Source organism: Xylophilus rhododendri (assembly GCF_009906855.1).
Classification (GTDB): Bacteria; Pseudomonadota; Gammaproteobacteria; order Burkholderiales; family Burkholderiaceae_C; genus Xylophilus; species Xylophilus rhododendri.
Genome location: NZ_CP047650.1, coordinates 3,542,735 through 3,562,859, shown reverse-complemented (window position 1 = coordinate 3,562,859; position 20,125 = coordinate 3,542,735). Strand labels below are relative to the sequence as shown.

24 protein-coding genes and 1 tRNA gene are annotated in these 20,125 nt (G+C 67.1%); 17 read left to right on the top strand and 8 right to left on the bottom strand.

Going from position 1 to position 20,125, the window contains the following annotated elements; genetic code table 11:
- Window positions 1-7 precede the first annotated feature (7 nt).
- The gene (mutM, locus tag GT347_RS16520; RefSeq protein ID WP_160553253.1) at window positions 8-823 is read right to left on the bottom strand and encodes a bifunctional DNA-formamidopyrimidine glycosylase/DNA-(apurinic or apyrimidinic site) lyase; all 816 of its coding nucleotides are present in this window, start codon (window positions 821-823) and stop codon (window positions 8-10) included.
- 46 nt (window positions 824-869) lie between these two features.
- Here mutM and GT347_RS16515 point away from each other — a divergent pair, with 46 nt between their 5' ends.
- From GT347_RS16515 to GT347_RS16490, 6 genes are all read left to right on the top strand, one after another.
- Window positions 870-2,786, top strand: a complete 1,917-nt coding sequence (locus GT347_RS16515; RefSeq protein WP_229722342.1) for a tetratricopeptide repeat protein — start codon at window positions 870-872, stop codon at window positions 2,784-2,786.
- On the top strand, window positions 2,783-3,304 hold the full coding sequence (locus tag GT347_RS16510) for an outer membrane lipoprotein LolB (RefSeq protein ID WP_160553252.1): 522 nt from the start codon (window positions 2,783-2,785) through the stop codon (window positions 3,302-3,304). The genes GT347_RS16515 and GT347_RS16510 overlap by 4 nt, the downstream gene beginning before the upstream one ends.
- 4 nt (window positions 3,305-3,308) lie before the next feature.
- Complete coding sequence (gene ispE, locus GT347_RS16505) at window positions 3,309-4,178, top strand: 4-(cytidine 5'-diphospho)-2-C-methyl-D-erythritol kinase (RefSeq protein WP_160553251.1); 870 nt, start codon at window positions 3,309-3,311, stop codon at window positions 4,176-4,178.
- A gap of 31 nt (window positions 4,179-4,209) precedes the next feature.
- Window positions 4,210-4,286, top strand: a tRNA-Gln gene (locus GT347_RS16500).
- A 66-nt stretch (window positions 4,287-4,352) separates the two neighbouring features.
- Entirely contained in the window at window positions 4,353-5,324 is a 972-nt protein-coding gene (locus GT347_RS16495) for a ribose-phosphate pyrophosphokinase (protein WP_160553250.1), read from the top strand.
- 115 nt (window positions 5,325-5,439) lie between these two features.
- Entirely contained in the window at window positions 5,440-6,072 is a 633-nt protein-coding gene (locus GT347_RS16490) for a 50S ribosomal protein L25/general stress protein Ctc (RefSeq protein WP_160553249.1), read from the top strand.
- A gap of 67 nt (window positions 6,073-6,139) precedes the next feature.
- On the opposite strand, the gene GT347_RS16485 is transcribed toward GT347_RS16490, so the two are convergent.
- From GT347_RS16485 to GT347_RS16470, 4 genes are all read right to left on the bottom strand, one after another.
- A complete protein-coding gene (locus GT347_RS16485; protein ID WP_160553248.1) occupies window positions 6,140-7,138 on the bottom strand; it encodes an NAD(P)H-dependent glycerol-3-phosphate dehydrogenase in 999 nt (332 codons plus the stop codon).
- A 34-nt stretch (window positions 7,139-7,172) separates the two neighbouring features.
- The gene (gene secB, locus GT347_RS16480) at window positions 7,173-7,637 is read right to left on the bottom strand and encodes a protein-export chaperone SecB (RefSeq protein WP_160553247.1); all 465 of its coding nucleotides are present in this window, start codon (window positions 7,635-7,637) and stop codon (window positions 7,173-7,175) included.
- Window positions 7,638-7,751: 114 nt separating this feature from the next.
- A complete protein-coding gene (gene grxC, locus GT347_RS16475; RefSeq protein ID WP_160553246.1) occupies window positions 7,752-8,012 on the bottom strand; it encodes a glutaredoxin 3 in 261 nt (86 codons plus the stop codon).
- Between the two features lie 16 nt (window positions 8,013-8,028).
- Window positions 8,029-8,439, bottom strand: coding sequence for a rhodanese-like domain-containing protein (locus GT347_RS16470; RefSeq protein ID WP_160553245.1), 411 nt, complete (start codon window positions 8,437-8,439; stop codon window positions 8,029-8,031).
- A gap of 103 nt (window positions 8,440-8,542) precedes the next feature.
- Between GT347_RS16470 and gpmA the strand changes: the two genes are divergently transcribed.
- The 3 genes from gpmA to GT347_RS16455 all read left to right on the top strand — a co-directional run bounded on the left by gpmA (window position 8,543) and on the right by GT347_RS16455 (window position 11,717).
- Window positions 8,543-9,286, top strand: a complete 744-nt coding sequence (gpmA, locus tag GT347_RS16465; RefSeq protein ID WP_160553244.1) for a 2,3-diphosphoglycerate-dependent phosphoglycerate mutase — start codon at window positions 8,543-8,545, stop codon at window positions 9,284-9,286.
- Window positions 9,287-9,409: 123 nt separating this feature from the next.
- Window positions 9,410-10,846 (top strand): S41 family peptidase, encoded by a 1,437-nt coding sequence (locus GT347_RS16460; protein ID WP_160553243.1) that lies wholly within the window; start codon window positions 9,410-9,412, stop codon window positions 10,844-10,846.
- Window positions 10,847-10,919: 73 nt separating this feature from the next.
- A complete protein-coding gene (locus GT347_RS16455; RefSeq protein ID WP_160553242.1) occupies window positions 10,920-11,717 on the top strand; it encodes a HesA/MoeB/ThiF family protein in 798 nt (265 codons plus the stop codon).
- Here GT347_RS16455 and GT347_RS16450 read toward each other — a convergent pair.
- On the bottom strand, window positions 11,707-13,734 hold the full coding sequence (locus GT347_RS16450; RefSeq protein ID WP_160553241.1) for an AsmA family protein: 2,028 nt from the start codon (window positions 13,732-13,734) through the stop codon (window positions 11,707-11,709). The two genes, GT347_RS16455 and GT347_RS16450, sit on opposite strands and share 11 nt — an antisense overlap.
- A complete protein-coding gene (locus tag GT347_RS16445) occupies window positions 13,731-14,435 on the bottom strand; it encodes a lipocalin family protein (RefSeq protein WP_160553240.1) in 705 nt (234 codons plus the stop codon). The genes GT347_RS16450 and GT347_RS16445 overlap by 4 nt, the downstream gene beginning before the upstream one ends.
- A gap of 257 nt (window positions 14,436-14,692) precedes the next feature.
- Here GT347_RS16445 and GT347_RS16440 point away from each other — a divergent pair, with 257 nt between their 5' ends.
- The gene (locus GT347_RS16440) at window positions 14,693-15,106 is read left to right on the top strand and encodes a response regulator (protein WP_160553239.1); all 414 of its coding nucleotides are present in this window, start codon (window positions 14,693-14,695) and stop codon (window positions 15,104-15,106) included.
- A gap of 73 nt (window positions 15,107-15,179) precedes the next feature.
- On the opposite strand, the gene GT347_RS16435 is transcribed toward GT347_RS16440, so the two are convergent.
- A complete protein-coding gene (locus GT347_RS16435) occupies window positions 15,180-15,812 on the bottom strand; it encodes a response regulator (protein ID WP_160553238.1) in 633 nt (210 codons plus the stop codon).
- 121 nt (window positions 15,813-15,933) lie between these two features.
- Between GT347_RS16435 and GT347_RS16430 the strand changes: the two genes are divergently transcribed.
- The 7 genes from GT347_RS16430 to GT347_RS16400 all read left to right on the top strand — a co-directional run bounded on the left by GT347_RS16430 (window position 15,934) and on the right by GT347_RS16400 (window position 20,026).
- Window positions 15,934-17,271: a CHASE3 domain-containing protein gene (locus GT347_RS16430; protein WP_160553237.1), complete on the top strand. Its 1,338-nt coding sequence runs from the start codon at window positions 15,934-15,936 to the stop codon at window positions 17,269-17,271.
- A gap of 186 nt (window positions 17,272-17,457) precedes the next feature.
- A complete protein-coding gene (locus GT347_RS16425; protein WP_160553236.1) occupies window positions 17,458-17,622 on the top strand; it encodes a DUF1328 domain-containing protein in 165 nt (54 codons plus the stop codon).
- A gap of 68 nt (window positions 17,623-17,690) precedes the next feature.
- Window positions 17,691-18,083: a hypothetical protein gene (locus GT347_RS16420; protein ID WP_160553235.1), complete on the top strand. Its 393-nt coding sequence runs from the start codon at window positions 17,691-17,693 to the stop codon at window positions 18,081-18,083.
- A gap of 68 nt (window positions 18,084-18,151) precedes the next feature.
- Window positions 18,152-18,502 (top strand): hypothetical protein, encoded by a 351-nt coding sequence (locus tag GT347_RS16415; RefSeq protein WP_229722341.1) that lies wholly within the window; start codon window positions 18,152-18,154, stop codon window positions 18,500-18,502.
- The gene (locus tag GT347_RS16410) at window positions 18,499-19,005 is read left to right on the top strand and encodes a hypothetical protein (RefSeq protein WP_160553234.1); all 507 of its coding nucleotides are present in this window, start codon (window positions 18,499-18,501) and stop codon (window positions 19,003-19,005) included. Before GT347_RS16415 ends, GT347_RS16410 begins: the two co-directional genes overlap by 4 nt.
- 11 nt (window positions 19,006-19,016) lie before the next feature.
- Window positions 19,017-19,592, top strand: coding sequence for a ferritin-like domain-containing protein (locus GT347_RS16405; protein WP_160553233.1), 576 nt, complete (start codon window positions 19,017-19,019; stop codon window positions 19,590-19,592).
- Between the two features lie 119 nt (window positions 19,593-19,711).
- Window positions 19,712-20,026: a BON domain-containing protein gene (locus tag GT347_RS16400; RefSeq protein ID WP_160553232.1), complete on the top strand. Its 315-nt coding sequence runs from the start codon at window positions 19,712-19,714 to the stop codon at window positions 20,024-20,026.
- Window positions 20,027-20,125 lie beyond the last annotated feature (99 nt).

Genomic DNA, 20,125 nt, shown 5'->3' with positions numbered 1-20,125 from the left:
GTTTTGCTCAGGATTTCTGGCAATTCGGACAGAAAAAGGTCGAACGCTGGCCCTGCTTGATGGCGCGTACCGGCGTGGCGCAGACATGGCAGGGCAGACCTTCGCGCCCGTAGACCATGGCCTGCAGCTGGAAATAGCCGCTGCGGCCCTCGGCGCTCTGGAAGTCGCGCAGCGTGCTGCCGCCGGCCTCCACCGCCCGCGCCAGCACCTCGCGGATGGCCCGCCACAGCCGCTCGGCGCGCGGCCGGCTGATGCGCGATGCCTTCATCGTCGGCCGGATGCCGGCGCCGAACAGCGCTTCGGAGCAGTAGATATTGCCCACGCCCACCACCAGTTCGCCGCCCAGCAGCACCTGCTTGACCGCCGTGTTGCGCAGGTGCAGGCCGGCATAGAAACGCATCGGATCGAAATCGTCGGACAGCGGCTCCACGCCCAGGTGGCCGAGCAGCTTCTGCGCCTCCGACGACGCCTCGTCCGGCGCGAACACCACCGCGCCGAAACGCCGCGGATCGTGCAGGCGCAGCACGCCGCGGTCGGTGAGCAGTTCGAAATGGTCGTGCGGCCCCGGCGGCGGCAGGCTTTCGGCGAAGGCCAGGCTGCCCGACATGCCCAGGTGCACCAGCAGCAGGCCCTCGTCGAGTTCGATCAGCAGATACTTGCCGCGCCGCCGCACCACCACCACCCTGCGGCCGGCCAGCTCCACCGGATCGCAGCCCAGGGCCCAGCGCAGCGGCTTGCCCACACGCACGGACAGCACCAGCGCGCCAGCGATACGGTCGGCGAAACTGCGTCGCGTGACCTCGACTTCGGGTAATTCAGGCATCGGGAATGTGAAGCGCGCCCCGGTGAAAGCCGCGCCCCGCAACAGGATGCAAGCAGCGTGGGCACCGACGGCGCGGGTTATGGGGCTTGAATTATTATGGTTCGATGCAGCTTCATCGCATCGCCGCCGCGGCACTCCTCGCCTGTCTTGCGGGCACCCTCCAGGCCCGCCCCTCGCCTTCGCGCCTGACCTGAACGCCGTCCTGGCGCAGGCCACGACGACCGATGGCGCCGGGCAGCCCGCCCTGCCGAGCGCCGCCACGGCGGAAAAGATCGAGGCCAAGCCCGACGACCCCAGCGCGGCGGAGCAGCGCGATGCCCAGCTGCTCTATGAAGTTTTGGTCGGCGAGATCAGCGCCGACCGCGGCGACCCCGGCAGCGCCTTCCAGCTGATGCTGGATGCGGCGCGCAAGAGCGGCGACGAGCGCCTGTTCCGCCGCGCCGCCGAGATCGCCCTGCAGGCCCGCGCCGGCGATTCCGCCCTGGTGGCCGCCCGCGCCTGGAAGGACGCCGAGCCCGCCTCGCGCGAAGCCAACGCCATGGTGCTGCAGATCCTGATCGCCCTGAACCGGGTGGAGGAATCCGCCCTGCCGCTGGCGCGCGAGATGGCGCTGACCGAGCCGGCCGACCGCATCAAGGCCTTCAACGCCCTGCCCCAGCTCTACGGCCGCGTCACCGACCGCAAGGCCGCCCAGTCGGTGGTCGAACGTGCCCTGGCGCAGGCCCTGGACAAACCCGCCACTCCGGCCGAAGGCGCCGCCGCCTGGGTGGCCGTCGGCCGCATGCGCCTGTCGGCGCTCGACATCGACGGCACGCTGGAAGCCGCCAAACGCGCGCAGGCGGCCGATCCCGCATCCGAAGGCGCGGCCATCCTGGCCCTGGAGCTGATGGCCGGCAAGAAGGCCGGCGCCGAGCCGCTGGTCAAACGCTATCTGGATGCGGGCAAGCCGCCGCTGCCGGAAATCCGCCTCGGTTATGCCCGCACCCTGGCCGACGCCCGGCGCGATGCCGAAGCCAAGGCCGAGGTGCTGACCGTCACCACCGAGAGCCCGCGTTTCGCCGAAGCCTGGCTGGTGCGCGGCACCCAGGAAGCACAGGACGCCCAATACCCGGCCGCCGAGCAGTCGATCAAGACCTTTCTGGACCTGCTGCCCAGCGCCCCGCCCGGCAATCCCGCGGCCGCGGCTTCGCTGACCCGTGGCCGCGACCAGGCCTATCTGGTGATGTCGCAGATCGCCGAGAAGCGCGGCGACACCCAGGCCGCCAATGCCTGGCTGGACAAGGTCTCCAGCCCGCAGGCCCTGGCCACCGCCCAGCTGCGCCGCGCCTCGCTGCTGGCCAGCCAGGGCAAGATGGACGAAGCCCGCGCCCTGCTGCGCCAGCTGCCCGAACGCGATGCCGCCGATGCCCGCATCAAGCTGCTGGCCGAAGTGCAGCTGCTGCGCGACAACAAGCGCCCCGAGGAAGCCTACCGCCTGCTCAACCAGGCGCACGAGAAGGCGCCGGACGACGTCGACCTCACCTACGACCTGGCGATGAACGCCGAGAAGCTGGGCCGCAACGACGAGATGGAGCGCCTGCTGCGCGAGGTCATCGCCAAGAAGCCCGACTTCCACCATGCGTACAACGCCCTGGGCTATTCGCTGGCCGATCGCGGCGTGCGCCTGCCCGAGGCGCGCGAACTCATCATGAAGGCGCTGAGCTTCACGCCGGACGACCCCTATATCCGCGACAGCCTGGGCTGGGTCGAGTTCCGCATGGGCAACAACGAGGAGGCCGTGCGCATCCTCGAAGCCGCCTACACCGCGCGGCCGGATGCCGAGATCGCCGCCCACCTGGGCGAGGTGCTCTGGAAGACCGGCAAGCGCGAGCGCGCCACCGAGGTCTTCAAGCAAGGCCTGCAACTCAACCGCGAGAACGACACGCTGCTGCAGGTGATCAAGCGGCTGCAGGTCCGCCTGTGAGGGCGGTGCTTCGCCTGGGCGCGGCCGCGGCCTGCGCCCTGGCGCTGCTTTCGGGCTGCGCCACGCCGGCGGCGAATGTCGCGCCCACGCAAGGCCAGGCCGCTTCGGCCGTGCCCGTGGAACGCTGGAACGGCCGGCTGGCCCTGCAGGTGGAAGATGCGCCCTCGCAATCCTTCTACGCCATGTTCGAACTGCAGGGCAATGCCGGCGCCGGCTCGCTGACTCTCACCACCCCCATCGGCAACATCCTGGCGGTGCTGCGCTGGACGGCCGATGGCGCCAGCCTGGAGCGCGGCGGCCAGTCAGAGCCGCAGCGCTTCGCCTCGCTCGACGAACTGGCCGCACGCGCCACCGGCACTGCGATCCCGGTCGCCTCGCTCTTCGACTGGCTGGACGGCAAGCCGGCCGCCGTGCCCGGCTGGACCGCGGATCTTTCCGCGCAGCCCCAGGGCCGCATCGTCGCCACCCGCCAGCAGCCGCTGCCGGTGGCCACCCTGCGTGTCGCACTCGACCACTGAAGCCATGCGCGCGATCCACGACGTACCGGCTCCCGCCAAACTCAATCTCTTCCTGCACATCACCGGCAGGCGTGACGACGGCTACCACCTGCTGCAGTCGGTCTTCATGCTGATCGACTGGTGCGACACCCTGCAATTCGAACTGCGCGAGGACGGCGGCCTGAGCCGGGAGGACCTCACCGTCGAACTCCCCCCCGACGACCTGGTGCTGCGCGCCGCCCGCGCCCTGCAGTCGTTCACCGGCTGCGGCAAGGGTGCCCACATCGGTGTGGCCAAGCAGGTGCCGGCGCAGGCGGGCATGGGCGGCGGCTCGTCGGACGCGGCCTCCTGCCTGCTGGCGCTCAACCGGCTGTGGGGGCTGGACCTCGCCCTGCCCGAACTCGAAAGAATCGGCCTGGCGCTGGGTGCCGACGTGCCCTTCTTCCTGCGCGGCCACAACGCCTGGGTCGAGGGAATCGGCGAAGACATCGCGCCCCTGACCGGCGAAACCGCCCTGCCGCATGGGCGCTTCGCGGTGCTCAAGCCGTCGGCCGGAATCGACACCCGGACAATTTTTTCTTCGCCGCATTTGAAACGCGACACAAGTGCTGCTAAGATCATGGGCTTCGCTGCAGCAACAACCGAAAACAAATTTGAATTCGGAACGAACGACCTGCAGCCAGTTGCCCAAGCGCTTTGTCCCGAGGTCACGCAAGCCATCGAATGGTTTGCCTCACAGGGACTCAAAGCCAGGATGACCGGCTCGGGAAGTGCAGTATTTGCAGCGACGTCGCAGGACATCGATTGGAGCAGCGCCCCCGTGGGCAGCACTCATCGGCAATGCGGCAGTCTGGACATCCATCCTCTGGCGGGGTGGGCATCCAGCGCAAGATAAACGGTTTCCGGCCTCGGCCGGGGACCCGTGTAGGGGAATCGCCAAGCTGGTTAAGGCACTGGATTTTGATTCCAGCATGCGAAGGTTCGAATCCTTCTTCCCCTGCCAAATTCTCATGAGCGCCGCGCCCGTTGCGCGGCCTTCGCAGCACCTCCCTAGGCCGCCGGTACCGTCATGCAGGCTCAACACCCTGATTTCCTCGTCTTCACCGGCAACGCCAATCCCGGCATGGCCGGCGAACTTGCCCGCCATCTCGGCATCCAGCTCGGCAGCGCCACCGTCGGCCGCTTCTCGGACGGCGAGATCACCGTCGAGATCAACCAGAACGTCCGCGCCCGGGATGTCTTCGTCGTGCAGTCCACCTGCGCGCCGACCAACGACAACCTGATGGAACTGCTGATGATGGTCGATGCGCTCAAGCGCTCCTCGGCCGACCGCATCAGCGCCGTCATCCCCTACTTCGGTTATGCCCGCCAGGACCGCCGCCCGCGCTCCTCGCGTGTGCCGATCTCGGCCAAGGTGGTCGCCGACCTGCTGCAGACCGCCGGCGTCGACCGCCTGCTGACCATGGACCTGCACGCCGACCAGATCCAGGGCTTCTTCGACATCCCGGTCGACAACATCTACGCCTCCCCGACGCTGCTCGGCGACCTGCGCCAGAAGAACTACGAAGACCTGATGGTCGTCTCGCCGGACGTCGGCGGCGTGGTGCGCGCCCGCGCCCTGGCCAAGCAGCTCAACTGCGACCTGGCCATCATCGACAAGCGCCGGCCCAAGGCCAACGTGAGCGAGGTCATGAACGTGATCGGCGAGATCGAAGGCCGCAACTGCGTGATCATGGACGACATGATCGACACCGCCGGCACGCTGGTGAAGGCGGCCGAGGTGCTGAAGGAACGCGGCGCCAAGAAGGTCTATGCCTACTGCACGCACCCGGTGTTCTCCGGTCCTGCGGTCGATCGCATCACCGCCTCGGCGCTGGACGAAGTCGTGGTCACCAACACGATTCCGCTGTCGGATGCCGGCAAGAACTGCAGCAAGATCCGCCAGCTGTCGATCGCGCCACTGTTCGGCGAGACCATCCAGCGCATCGCCAAGGGCGAGTCGGTGATGAGCCTGTTCTCGGACCAGGACAACCTCTTCTAAGAAATCGGCCGGCTGCCTTCGCGGGCAGCCTGCTTATCGACGGCGCCTCTTTCGGGGCGCTTTTTCATCAACGGAGCCGCACTGGTCGCGGTCGGCTTCCACAGGAGTAATCAATATGAAGTTCGTCGCTTTCGAACGCAGCATGCAGGGCACGGGTGCGAGCCGCCGTCTCCGCAATTCGGGCAAGACCCCCGGTATCGTCTACGGTGGCGAGGGCCAGGAGCCCAAGCTGGTCGAGCTGGACCACAACGCCCTCTGGCACGCCCTGAAGAAGGAAGTGTTCCACTCCTCCATCCTGGACATGGAACTGGCCGGCGCCGAAGCCAAGGTCCTGCTGCGCGATGTGCAGTACCACCCGTTCAAGCAGCAAGTGCTGCACGTGGACTTCCAGCGCGTGGACGCCAAGACCCGCCTGTCGATGAAGGTGCCGCTGCACTTCAAGGGCCAGGAAGAGTCTCCTGCCGTGAAGACCCACGCCAACCTGGTCACCCACACGATGACCGAAATGGAAGTGGCCTGCTTCCCTGGCGACCTGCCGGAATTCATCGAAGTCGACCTGTCCGCCCTGGACAACGCCGGCACCGTGCACGTCAACGACATCAAGCTGCCCAAGGGCGTGAAGTTCGTGAGCCACGGCAAGGCCAACCCGGTGGTGGCTTCGGCTGTTCCTCCGGCCGTGGAAGAAGAAATCGTCGCTCCGGTCGCCGCACCGGCAGCGGACGCCAAGAAGGGCAAGGGCAAGAAGTAATCCTTCTTTTCCGCACCCAGCAAAAAGGCCTCGCAAGAGGCCTTTTTCTTTGGGCGGAACAAAAGCCTCAGTCGCTCTCGGCCACCGGCTGGCGCTCCATCAGCGCGGCCACCGCCTCGACCGGCTGCATGCGTCCATCCAGCAGAGCGACGACACTCTCGGCGATCGGCATCTCCACACCCAGGGCACGGGCCCGCTCCACCACCGTGCGGGCGCAGTACACGCCCTCGGCGACATGGCCGAGCGAGGCGACCGCCTGTTGCTGGTCCATGCCCTGCGCCAGCAGCAGGCCGACCTTGCGGTTGCGGCTCAGGTCGCCGGTGGATGTCAGCACCAGATCGCCCAGGCCCGAGAGCCCGTGGAAGGTCTCGGCGCGCGCGCCGAGCGCCAGGCCCAGGCGTGTCATTTCCACCAGGCCTCGGGTGACCAGGGCGGCGCGGGCATTCAGGCCCAGCTGCAGGCCGTCGCACAGGCCGGTGGCGATGGCCATCACGTTCTTGACGGCGCCGCCGACCTCGATGCCGACGACATCGTCGTTCGCATAGACCCGCAGCGCCTTGCCGTGGAAGGCCTGCACCAGCAGTTCACGCAAGGCGATGTCGGCACTGCCGGCGACCAGCGCCGTGGGTTTTTCGCGGGCGACTTCCTGGGCGAAACTCGGCCCGCTCAGCACGGCCGCGCGCAGCCGGGGCGCCACTGCCGCGCAGACTTCGTGCGGCAGCAGGCCGGTGCCGCTGGCGGAGGCTTCTACACCCTTGCACAGCCACACCACCGGGGCCGCCAGATCGCGCAGCGCCAGCAGCATGGAACGCAGGCCCGCCATGGGCGTGGCCAGCACGACGAGGTCGCTGTTGGCTGCGATCGGCTGGAAAGCGCCGGACAGGACTTCCAGCCCTTCCGGCAAGCCGATGCCCGGCAGGTAGCGCAGGTTCTCGCGCGCCGCCTGCATGGCCTGGGCCTGGGCCGCGTCACGCGCCCACAGGCGCACCGAATGGCCACCCTGGCGGCGCGCCGCGATGGCCAGCGCCGTGCCCCAGGCACCGGCGCCGAGGACAGCGATCTTCATGCAGCCAGCGGCGCGCGCCACATGCGCCGTTCCCTTACTGCGGCAGGTCGGTGGAAACCGCGGCGGTGGCCGCGGCCTGCGCCTGCTGCTGCTCGTACATGGCCTGGAAGTTGATCTCGGCCAGGTGCACCGGCGGGAAGCCGCCGCGCTGGATCACGTCGGCGACGTTGCCGCGCAGGTAGGGGTAGACGATCTGCGGGCAGGCGATGCCCAGCAGCTGGCCGACCTGCTCTTCGGCCAGGTTGCGGATCTCGAAGATGCCGGCCTGCTTGGCCTCGACCAGGAAGACGGTACGGTCCTTGATCTTGGTCTGCACGGTGGCGGTCACCGAGACTTCGTAGATGCCTTCGGCCACCACCTGAGCGTCCACGCCCAGCTGGATGTCGACATTGGGCTGTTCCTGCTCCAGCAGGATGCCGGGGGAATTCGGCTGCTCCAGCGACAGGTCCTTCAGGTAGACGCGCTGGATCTGGAATTGGGGTTCTGCTTGGTCGGCCATGGGATGCAATCGCAAAGAGGTTGAAGTGGGGTGCGGTCAATCAAAACAAAGCCTGCGCCGGACGGGTGTCCGCGCAGGCACGCAGCCGATGATTATGGCAGCGCGGCGTGACGCTCAGGCCGCCTGCAGCAGCGGCACCAGCCCGCCACGGCCATCGAGCGCCATCAGGTCGTCGCAGCCGCCGACATGGGTGTCGCCGACATAGATCTGCGGCACGGTGCGCCGGCCGGTGCGCTCCATCATGGTGGCGCGGGCGGCGGGATCCGTATCGATACGGATCTCCTCGATCTTGTCCACGCCGCGCGCCTTCAGGATCTGCTTGGCGCGGATGCAGTAAGGACACACGGCCGTCGTGTACATGGTGACGTTCTTCATGGGGCGATCTCGCTTCTCAAGCCTTTTCGAGGGGCAGGTTAGCGTCTTTCCAGGCCTTGAGTCCGCCCGCCAGGGCTTGGGCCTGCTCGTAACCCAGTTTCTTGACGATGGGCAGCGCCCGCGAGGCGCGGCCGCCGGTGGAGCACACCAGGATCACCGGCACCGCCTTGTTCTTGACCGCGCCCGGCAGCTTGGCTTCGAGCTCGCCCAGGGGGATGTTGCGGGCGCCGACGATGCGTGCGCCCGAGGCGAACTCCTCCGTCTCGCGCACGTCGATCACCACCGCCTTGTCGCGGTTGATGAGTTGCACGGCCCGTGCAGGGGTGAGGTCGCCGCCCACCGCCCCGCGCACCAGGGGCCAGATCAGCAAGGCGCCGGAAACGATGGCGATGAGGAAGAGCGACCAGTTGTCGATGACGAATTTCACGCGGATCCTTCGAAGGCTAAGCCCTCGATTCTAGAATGTCGCGTTCTGCCTCCCGCTCCCGTCCCTGCGGAGCCCCTCCGAAGCCCTCAGAAAGGCGCGTCCCTTGTACAAGCTCGTCCTGATCCGCCACGGCGAATCCACCTGGAATCTCGAAAACCGCTTCACCGGCTGGACCGATGTGGACCTGACCGACACCGGCATCGAACAGGCCAAGGCCGGCGGCCGGCTGCTGAAGGCCGAAGGCTATGACTTCGACGTGGCCTACACCAGCGTGCTCAAGCGCGCCACCCGCACCCTGTGGCATGTGCTGGACGAACTCGACCGCACCTGGCTTCCCGTGGTGCACAGCTGGCGCCTCAACGAGCGCCACTACGGCGGCCTGCAGGGCCTGAACAAGGCCGACATGGCCAAGCAGTACGGCGACGAGCAGGTGCTGGTCTGGCGCCGCAGCTACGACACCCCGCCGCCGCCGCTGGCTTCGGACGACCCGCGCAGCGAGGCCGGCGATCGCCGTTACGCAAAGCTGGCCGCCGGTGAAATGCCGCTGACCGAATGCCTCAAGGACACCGTCGCCCGTGTGCTGCCCTTCTGGAACGAGGCTATGGCGCCCGCCATCAAGGCCGGCAAGCGTGTGGTCGTGGCGGCCCATGGCAACTCCATCCGCGCGCTGGTGAAGTACCTCGACAATGTGTCCGAAGCCGACATCGTGGGCCTGAACATTCCCAACGGCATCCCGCTGGTCTACGAACTCGACGCCGACCTGAAGCCGATCCGCCACTACTACCTGGGCGACCAGGAAGCCGCGGCCCGCGCCGCGGCGGCGGTGGCGGCACAGGGCAAGCGCTGAGCAACAAGCTTTTGCTTACACAGCAGGGTGTCTCAACGGAACCCTTACGTTCGCTGCGATTCCTAGGTGTATATTGAATTCGGCTTTCCACGAGCCAAACGCATTAGGTAGCACAGGGTTTCTATGAGCCAGAAATTGAAGACGGCAGGCTGGATTTCGGTGGGCGTGATTGCCGGCGCGCTGACCACCGTATCACTGCAGACAGTGGCCCGCGGCGCGATGACGCCGCTGCCGCTGGAAGAGCTTCAGCAGCTCGCGGCCGTGTACGGCATGGTCAAGACCGACTACGTCGAGCCGGTGGACGACAAGAAGCTGATCTCCGATGCCATCTCCGGCATGGTGGCCAGCCTCGATCCGCACTCGCAGTATTTCGACAAGAAGTCCTTCAAGGAATTCCGCGAGGGCACCAGCGGCCGTTTCGTGGGCGTGGGCATCGAGATCACCCAGGAAGACGGGCTGATCAAGGTGGTCTCGCCGATCGAAGGTTCGCCGGCCTTCCGCGCCGGCATCAAGACCAACGACCTGATCACCAAGATCGACGACACCGCGGTCAAGGGCCTGGCGCTCAACGACGCGGTCAAGCGCATGCGCGGCGAGCCGGGCACCAAGGTCACGCTGACGCTGTTCCGCAAGGACGAGTCGCGCACCTTCCCGGTCACCATCACCCGCGAGGAGATCCGCACCCAGTCGGTCCGCGCCAAGATGATCGAGCCGGGCTATGCCTGGATCCGCCTGTCGCAGTTCCAGGAACGCACGGTGGACGACTTCGTCACCAAGGTCGACGAGCTGTACAAGCAGGATCCCAACATCAAGGGCCTGGTGCTCGACCTGCGCAATGACCCGGGCGGCCTGCTCGATGCGGCGGTCGCCATCTCGGCGGCCTTCCTGCCGGCGGATTCCACCGTCGTCTCGACCAACGGCCAGCTGGCGGAGAGCAAGTCCACCTACAAGGCATCGCCCGAGTTCTACCAGCGCCGCGGCGGCTCCGATCCGCTGCGCAGCCTGCCGGCCGCACTCAAGACCGTGCCGCTGATCGTGCTGGTCAACGAAGGCTCGGCCTCGGCCAGCGAGATCGTGGCCGGCGCCCTGCAGGACCACAAACGCGCCACGCTGATGGGCAACCAGACCTTCGGCAAGGGCTCGGTGCAGACCGTGCGGCCGCTGGGACCGGACACGGGCCTGAAGATCACCACCGCGCGCTACTACACCCCCAGCGGCAAGTCGATCCAGGCCACCGGCATCGTGCCCGACGTGATGCTGGACGAGACCGCCGAGGGCAATGTCTTCGCCGCCCTGCGCACCCGCGAGGCCGACCTGGAAAAGCATCTCAACAGCGGCCAGGGCGCCGAGGTGAAGGACCCGGCCCGCGAACAGGCGCGCGAGGAAGCACGCAAGCGCCTCGAAGCCGAGACCGAAGCCAAGAAGCCGCCGCCGAAGATGCCCGAGTTCGGCACCGAGCAGGACTTCCAGCTCAGCCAGGCGATCAAGCAGTTCAAGGGCCAGCCGGTGCTGGTCAGCAAGACCCTGGTCGAGCGCAAGGAAGAGAAGAAGGAAAACTGATCTTCCCGGCGTTTTTCGCCACGCCCCGCGAGGACCAACCGTCCGGCGGGGCGTTTTCATTTCCAGGCCGAGCATGAACGACGACGAACTGCTGCGCTACTCGCGGCACATCCTGCTGGACGACATCGGCATCGAAGGCCAGGAGCGCTTTCGAGGCGCCCATGTGCTCATCGTGGGCGCCGGCGGGCTGGGCTGCGCGGCGGCGCTCTATCTCGGCGCCGCGGGTGTCGGCCATTTGATCCTGGCCGATGACGACACGGTGGACGCCACCAACCTGCAGCGCCAGGTGGCGCATACGGCGGACCGGGTCGGCATGCCCAAGGTGGAATCGCTGGCGCAGGCGATCGCGGCGATCAATCCGCTGGTGCGGACCGAGGTCGTGGCTCGGCGCGCCGATGCCCCGTGGCTGGCGCAGGCGCTGCCGGGCGTCGATCTGGTGCTGGACTGCTGCGACAACTTCCACACAAGGCAGCTGATCAACAGCGCCTGCGTGGCGGCCCGCAAGCCGCTGGTCTCCGGCGCGGCGATCGCCATGGACGGCCAGCTCGCGCTCTACGACCCGCGGCGCGCGGACAGTCCTTGTTATGCCTGTGTGTTCCCGCCGGACGCGGCCGTCGAGGAAGTGGCCTGCGCCACCATGGGTGTGTTCGCCCCCCTGGTCGGCATGGTGGGCACGGCCCAGGCGGCCCTGGCCTTGCAGGTGTTGCTGGCCGATGTGGCCACCGCCGAGGGACGCAAGCCGCCGGCCGCCGCCCTCCCCGGCAGCCTGCGCATGCTCGACGCCCGGGCCATCGACTGGTCCACCCTGCGGGTGGCCCGCGATCCGCACTGCCCGGTATGCGGCGCAGGCGCCGCGCGGATCAGCGGTTGACCGGCTTGGGCGCGTCGGTCCGAGTCAGCAGGCGCTGGCAGTCGGCATCCTCGCCGGGGCCGGTCTCTATCGTCGCGGCCAGTGCCAGGAAGGGGTTGATCAGGCCCAGCGCCACGGCGGCCGCCGCACGGCCGGCCAGCGCGCCCTTGTCCGGGAAGGCCGAGGGATCGCCGAAGGTGCCCTGGATGATCAGCGGCGAGCGCAGGCTCAGGAAACTCTTGTCCTTGGGCTGCGGCCGCAGCGTGATGTACATGCTCTCGTCGGCCAGGTTGATGCGGCCGTCGCCGTTGACCACCGTGTCCGTCGTGTCGAAGACGATGCCCTTGCTGGTCATCAGCCCGTTCTTCACGTCGAAGGCCGCGCCGCCGCAGCGCATGCGCACCTCCTTGTCGCCGCGCAGGAAGAACTTGATCACCTCGGCGCCGTCCAGGCCCACGAACTCCAGCAGCAGGTTGCTGAAGCGGCCGCTGCCCACCAGCAGCCCGGTCTCGCCGTTGGCATGCGCCAGCAGCGTGGCGACCGAATCGCCGCGCGCCTGCAGGTCCACCCGCAGGCTGACATTGCCGAAGCTGTTCTTGCTGCTGTCGATGGAGGGGAAGAGGCGGTTGATCTGCAGCGCGCGTGCTTCCAGTCTGGTGCTCACGGCTGGCGGGCTCTGTTTGCTGTCCACGCGGATATGGCCGGCGATATGGCCGCCGGCCACGCCCAGGTCCAGCGGGTCGAGCACCAGCAGGCCGTCGGTCAGCTTCACATGCACCTTGCCGCTGTCGAGCGGCAGCTGCTCGATGTGCTCGATCTTCTGCGCCGAGTAGCTCACGTCGGCATTCATGGCGTTGAGTTTTTCCAGGTCGAGCTTCGCCGTCGGCAGCACCTTGCCGCCGGAGCGCTTTCCCTTCTGCGCGGCGGCGGCCGTGACCGGCGGCACGGTGCCCGCCTCGGTCGTGCGGCTGCCCTTGGTGGGTGTGGGCGCCAGGCCGATCACCGGTGCCAGGTCGTTGAAGTCCAGCAGCTTGGACTGCACCTCGCCGGACAGCAGGGCCTTGGCACCGCCCGCGTCGTAACGCAGGTGGCCGGAGAGATCCGAGCTGCCGAGCTTGCCCTGCAGCCCGGCCACGTCCCAGGCCGCGCCCTGTTTGGTGAGATGTCCCTTGACCGCATAGGGCGGCGTATCGGGCAGCACCACGCCGATCAGCTGGTACAGGTCGGCCAGGTTCTGGCCCTGCATCTGCGCCTGGGCGTCCACGCCTTCGAGGGTGGAGAGGTTGCCGATGCTGCCCTTGGCCGCCAGCCGGGTCTGGCCGGCCGAAGCCTTCAGCTCGACCGGGAAAGGCGCGGTCTGCGCGCCGGGCGAGAGCTGCAGCAGGCTGCCGGTGCGGCCGCTGGCGGCGAAGGCCTGCTTCTTCCAGCTGCCCTTGGCATCGAAGCTGAAAGGCAGCGCGCCGGGCACGTCCTTGTCGATCTGCTGGTCGATGCCGAAGTTCACCCGGATGTCGGCGCCCTTGTCTGCTGCCAGGAAGTGCAGCTGGCCCCGGTCCACCAGCAAATGGCCGATGTCGGGCGTGGTGCCGCTGTCCGAGCTGTCCTTGCCCAGTGCCCAGGTGCGCCGGCCGTCCGGCTCCATCTGCAGGCCGATCTCGGGCTGCTGCAGCGTGACCGCGGGCAGCACCACCTTGCCGCTGAGCAGCGGCCAGAGGCGGATGCCGATCTCGGCCTTCTCCGCCTTGACCAGATAGGGGTCCTGGGCCCAGCCCGGATTGGCGAATTCGATGCCGTCCGCGATCACGGTGGCGGTGCGGCCCAGCTTCACATCCAGGTGGCGGGTGATGGCGAAATGCCGGCCGGTCTTGTCGCTCACATAGCGGTTGATCGGGCCGCGCAGCCAGTCCCAGGGGAAGAACACGATCAGCAGCACCAGCGCCAGCAGCAGGACGACGAGACCGATGGCCAGGCGTGCCGGCCAGCGCCGGCGTGCGCCCTGGGCGTCCGCGGAAGAGGAAGCGGGAGTTGCAAGTGTCATGGGGAGCTGGTGGCCGGGGTGGAGTCCGGATTGGCGGCTGGAACGGGAACAGGAGACAGGGGGATGGCAGCCGGCAGCGGCGCGGGAGCCGGCTCGGGCGGGGTGTTCTCGGCCGTCTGCACGGTACGGATCAAACGGCTGGTGTCGAAGCCCAGGGCCGCCGCGCGCTGCACCCAGGCATCCACCTCTGCCGGCGGCCGTTGCGGCTGGCGCGACAGCAGCCAGAGGTATTCCCGGTCGGGCGTGCCGACCAGCGCGGTCCGGTAGCCTTCATCGACTTCCAGCACCCAGTAATCGCCCCAGACCAGCGGCATCCACGCCAGCCATCGCGGCGCGAAGCGCACCTTGAGCTTGCCGACGTCGCCGTCGACCAGACGCGCCTCGCCAAGCGCCACATCCTCGGAAGCATCGTCGCGCCGGCACTGGTTGACGACCTCGATGCGGCCCTGTTCTTTCGCGAGGTACCGGGCCGTCACATCCCCGATGCACTTGCGCTGGAAGGCATTGGGCAGCCGAGCCAGTTCGTACCACTTGCCGCCGTAACGCTGCCAATCGACATGGGCGACCGCGGCAATGGGAACACCAGGCGAAGGCGACTGGGCCAAGGCGCCGAGGCAGGCCGCCCAGAGCGCGCCCGCCAACACCCGTGCGATGCGGCCGGGAAACCTGCCAACGGTGGAACTGCCGACCCCAAACGCCATCTGCTGTCTGCCCTTTTTCTTTTCTGCCTTGTATCGCCTGCATGGTGATGCAGATACACATCAATGGCGGTCGTCCCAGGGGATCAAGCGCCGTCGTCTTGAGCCTACATCCCTTCGGCGCCCTCGGCGGCGGCCGCACGGGACCGGCGAACACACAATCGGCTCTCCGGGCCCCTGGCGCGATGATCCATACTCACTGACAATCGATTCGAAACGCCTGCGCCGCGCGCCTTCACGACTCCGTTGGACAAAGCACCTTGGGACTGAGAACGTACATCGTCGAAGACAACGTCACGATCCGCGAGAACCTGATCGGTACGCTGGAGGAGCTGGCGCTGATCCAGACCGTCGGCATCGCCGAGACCGAGAGCGATGGCCGCCACTGGCTGGAGCAGAACCCCGAGGCCTGGGACCTGGCCATCGTGGACCTGTTCCTCAAGCAGGGCAGCGGCCTGGGCATCCTGGCGGCCTGCAAGGAGCGTCTGCCGCACCAGAAGGTCGCCGTGCTCAGCAACTACGCCACGCCGGATGTGCGCACCCGTTGCGCCCAGCTCGGCGTCAACGCGGTCTTCGACAAGTCCAACGAAATCGATGCCCTGGTCGATTACTGCATCCAGCACAGCACCCGTGCGGCGACGGAAACGGTGTCCGCTCTCCCGCCCCAGTCCTGAGCACGGCGCTGCCCAACAAAAAAGCCCTGCCGTTTGCCGGCAGGGCTTTTTGTTTTGGAGGGTGCCGGGCGGATCAGTCGATCAGCTTGTTCTTCAGCGCGTAGTAGGTCAGGTCGCTGTTGGAGGCCAGGTTCATCTTCTCCATCAGGCGCGTGCGGTAGGTGCTGACCGTCTTCACGCTGAGCGACAGCGACTTGGCGATATCGCCCGCCGTCTCGCCCTTGGACAGCTTCAGGAAAACCTGGAACTCGCGCTCGGACAGCAGTTCGTGCGCCGGCGCATCGTCCTTGCGGTTGAGCTGCTGGGCCAGCAGGTCGGCCACGGCCGGCGTGATGTAGCGGCGGCCCAGCGAGATGGTGCGCACCGCGTTGACGATCTCCATCGGATCGCATTCCTTGTTCAGGTAGCCGCTGGCGCCCTGACGGATCAGGTTCATCGCGTAATGCTCTTCCGGGTAGCCGCTCAGGATGAGGATGCCGACATCCGGCGCCTTGGCGCGGATCATGCCCAGCGCATCCAGGCCGGTCTGGCCGGGCATGGAGAGGTCCATCACCAGCACGTCGATTTCGGTGTTGCGGATCAGGTCGATCGCCTCGCGGCCGTTGGATGCTTCGCCGACCACCCGAAGGTCCACGTGGTCCGAGAAAAACTGCTTGAGACCTGAACGCACGATGGCGTGGTCGTCCACAATTCCGATTTTGATCATTGAGGGTCTTTCTGGAGTGCCGCCAAATGCCGGGGGCACAATGCCTGCAGCGGATGGGCCAACGCCCTTTACGCTCTGCCGTCGATTATTCACGAAATATTCCCAGGGCTCCGACTTTTCGATGCGACGCTTCTCCCTTCCCAAGCTGGTGATCAGCCTGCCTGCCGCGGTCCTCGCGGCCGTCATGCTCATCGCCATCAACGAGGCGGGGTACCACCGGTCCACCGAAGCCCTGATGGACATCGAACGCGCCCAGCAGACCCGGGTGGAGCTGAGCCGGCTGCTGCAGCAGATGCTCGATGCCGAGACCGGCCAGCGCGGCTTCCTGCTGACCGGCGACGAGCGTTATCTCCAGCCCTACAGCCAGGCCACCGCCGGTCTCAACCAGACCATCGACAAGCTGCGCAGCTCCTACCTGTCCACGCCCGAGGAACTGGGCGAACTGGCCGAACTCTCGCGCAACATCTCCCGCAAGCTCGCCGAAATGGACCTCAGCGTGCGCCTGCGCAAGCAGGGCAACGAAGAGGCCTGGCGCTTCATCATGCTGACCGATGTCGGGCGCGAGCATATGGACTCGATCCGTGCGCAGACCGCCCACCTGGTGGAGGTGCGCAGCCGTGCGGTGGAGCACGGCCAGCGCCAGGTGATCCATGCGCTGCAGCTGTCGCGGCTGGGCATCGCGGCGGTGGCGCTGGTCGGCCTGATCGCCTTCTACATGTACCTGCGCCAGACCCAGGCGCTGGAACTCGCCGCCCAGCGCCAGCAGGAGACGCTGGAGGGCGAACGCGACCGGCTCGAAGGCCTGGTGCGCGAACGCACCGCCTCGCTGGCAGAACTGGCCACCCATCTGCAGGAGGTGCGCGAGAACGAGCGCGCCCACCTGGCGCGCGAACTGCACGACGAACTCGGCTCGCTGCTGACGGCTGCCAAGCTGGACGTGGCGCGCATCAAGTCGCGCCTGACCGATTCGCCGGAACTGCTGGCGCGGCTGCAGCACCTGACCGAAACGCTCAACAGCGGCATCGCCCTCAAGCGCAACATCATCGAGGACCTGCGGCCGAGTTCGCTGTCCAACCTCGGCCTGGTCGCCGCGCTGGAGATCCTGACGCGCGAGAGCGGCGAGCGCAGTGGCCTGACCATATCCTGCGAACTCGACATCTCGCCGCTGGACGCATCGGCGCAGCTGACCGTCTACCGCATGGTGCAGGAGTCGCTGACCAACATCAGCAAGTACGCCCGCGCGAGCCATGTGCAGGTCTCCGTGCGCACCCATCCGAGGGAGGTCGCGGTGGAGGTGCGCGACAACGGTGTGGGCTTCGATACGCAGCGCATCGACCCCTCCACCCACGGCCTGCACGGCATGCGCCACCGGGTCGAGGCGGCGGGCGGCAAGTTGAGCATCGTCTCTTCGGTCGGCGGCGGAACCGTCATCTCGGCCACGCTGCCGCATTCGGCCTGAACACCTCTTCGGGCAACGCTTCGACCGTTCGCCCAACCGTCGGCGGACTCCTACAGGTCACGGCCTCCGGGGATGACACCCCTGCGCGCCCACAGCCGATCAGTCCTGACGGCCCCTCTGGCTAAGCTCAAGCCACGTTGATCGGACCACCGATCGAGCCCATAACCAGCACTGAGGAGAGAGAACATGCTGCATTACGCCGTCGTGTTTCTGGTAATCGCCCTGATCGCCGCCATCTTCGGTTTCGGTGGCATTGCCGCCGGTGCCGTCGGCATCGCCAAGATCCTGTTCTTCGTCTTCGTCATCATGGCTATCGTCAGTTTTGTCGTCAGCCTGATGCGCCGAGGCTAGGCAGCGTCCGAGCTTTCGCGTTTTTTCCCGAGCCGTCCATCAATCCACAAGCAAACCAGGAGCACCCTATGACCCTCAACACCACCAAGGCCGCCAACACCATCCGTTCCGCTTCGGACGATGCACTGCAATCCGCCCAAGGCGCCGTCGAAACCACCCGCGGCTTCGCCAACGAAGCCCTGGACAAGGCCGGCGACAAGGTGCGTGACCTGCGCGACAACGTCGATCCGCTGGTGGACCAGATCACCGCCCGTGTCCAGCAGCTGGCCAGCCGCGGCATGGAATACGCCAACGATGCCAAGTCGCGTGCCCAGCAGCAGATCAACCGCTACGGCGACCTGACCGGCCGTTATGTGTCCGAGCAGCCTGTGAAGTCGGTGCTGATCGCCGCCGCCACCGGTGCCGCCATCGCCGCCGCCATCCTGATCGCCACCCGCAACAACAACCGCAACCGCTACTGATCCGGGCGCCTGCTCATCCCCTTCGCACCCGTACCAGCCGCCGCCATGCTCCACCCCTGTTCACGCTTTTGATCCGCAAACCCGAACTGGTGGTCGAGCATCTGGCGGCCTATGGCTCGCTGGTGCACGAGGAGGTGAGCGACGTCGGTGTTCAGCTCGCCACCCGCTTGGCCGCCTGGGGCGCCATGGTGGTGATGGCTTCGGTCTTCGTCACGCTGACCGGCATCGCCGTGATGCTGGGCTTCACGCTCGATACCTTCCATTGGGCCCTGGTGATCGTGCCCCTGGTGGCACTGCTGGCCACGGTCCTGTGTTTTCTCTATGCACGCACCCCCATGCCCGCCACACGTTTCGATGGCCTGAAGGCCCAGATCGATGCCGACGTGCAGGCCCTGCGCATCGCGGGAGAACGCAAATGATGGGCCGCGAAACCGGTCCGGTGCAGCCGACCGCCAAGCAGCGGCTGCAAGCCACCCGCGAAGCGCTGATGCATGAGCTGGTGCCCTCCACGCGTTCGAACGCTCCGCGTTCACGGCCCCGCGATCTGCCGGCCGGCGCTGCAGTGGCCGACGGCCGCGCCGCACCCGACGCGGGCCTTGCCGCCTCCGAGCCGGACGACTGGCAGGAGCAGCCCGCGCCCTCCTCCGGCTGGTTCGCCGTGGCACGCCACAGCCTGCGCGCCTGGTGGGAGTTTCACCCGGTCCGTGTGGCCGGTGTGGTGGCCCAGCCGGTGATTGCCGAATACGCGCGGCAGCGCCCGCTCAAGCTGGTCGGCATCGCCGCCGGCCTCGGCGCCGCCCTGGTGGTGATCCGCCCCTGGCGCCTGGTTTCCCTGGGAGGTTTGGCCGTGGCGGCGTTGAAGTCGTCGCAGGTATCGAACTTCGCCCTTTCGCTTCTGAGCAACCGAAAAAATACCAAATAAGGACCCCACGAATGAAAGCCGCCAAGATCTCCCACCTGACCGACATCGCCGACCACAACGAGATCGAGTCCCTCGAACTCGACAAGGAAAAGCTGAAGGCTGCCGCCAACATCGACATCACCGAAGGCCCGGTCACGCCGAGCTACGGCCCGCACCGCGACGCCATCGTCAAGCTGTTGAACGACGCACTGGCCACCGAGCTGGTCTGCGTGCTGCGCTACAAGCGCCACTACTTCACCGCCACCGGCATCCATTCGCCGGCCATCGCCGATGAATTCCTGGTGCACGCCAACGAGGAATCGGCCCACGCCGACCTGCTGGCCGAACGCATCGTGCAGCTGGGCGGCGAGCCCGACTTCAGCCCCGAATCGCTCAAGGGCCGCAGCCACGCCGACTACGACGACTCCAAGGACCTGCAGTCCATGGTGCGCGCCAACCTGGTCGCCGAACGCATCGCCGTCGAGGCCTACCGCCAGATGATCCAGATCATCGGCGACAAGGACCCGACCACCCGCCGCCTGCTCGAAGGCGTGCTCTCGCAGGAAGAAGAACACGCAGACGAACTGACCGACTGGCTGCAACGCTGATCGGCCGGGTCCACACCCAAAACCCACCGGCTGCCGCGTGTCGTGCGACGCGGCAGCCGGGCCCACCCACTAGCGCACTGGCTTTTCGAACAGAACTCCATCATTCCGAGGACACCATCATGAAGTACGCACGCGCCCTTGCCTTCGCCGCCATCGCCGGTATCACCGTTGTCACCGCCGGCTGCTCCGTCGCCCGCCACCAGCAGACCGTCGGCTCCTATGTGGACGATGCCGGCATCACCACCGCCGTGAAGGCCAAGATGGCCGAGGACAAGTCCGTGTCTGCCACCTCCATCAGCGTGGAAACGCTCAACGGCACGGTGCAGCTGTCGGGCTTCGCCAAGTCGCAGACCGAGAAGAGCCAGGCCGAAACCATCGCCCGCGCCACCAAGAACGTGCGTGACGTGCGCAACAACATCGTCGTGCGCCCGTAATCAGGACCGGGCGCGCGCCGGCAACGGCCCCGCGCCTGCACCTGGCGAGCCAGGCAGGCCGAAGCACAGTCTTCGCGCCTGCCTTTTTTGATCCTCCCT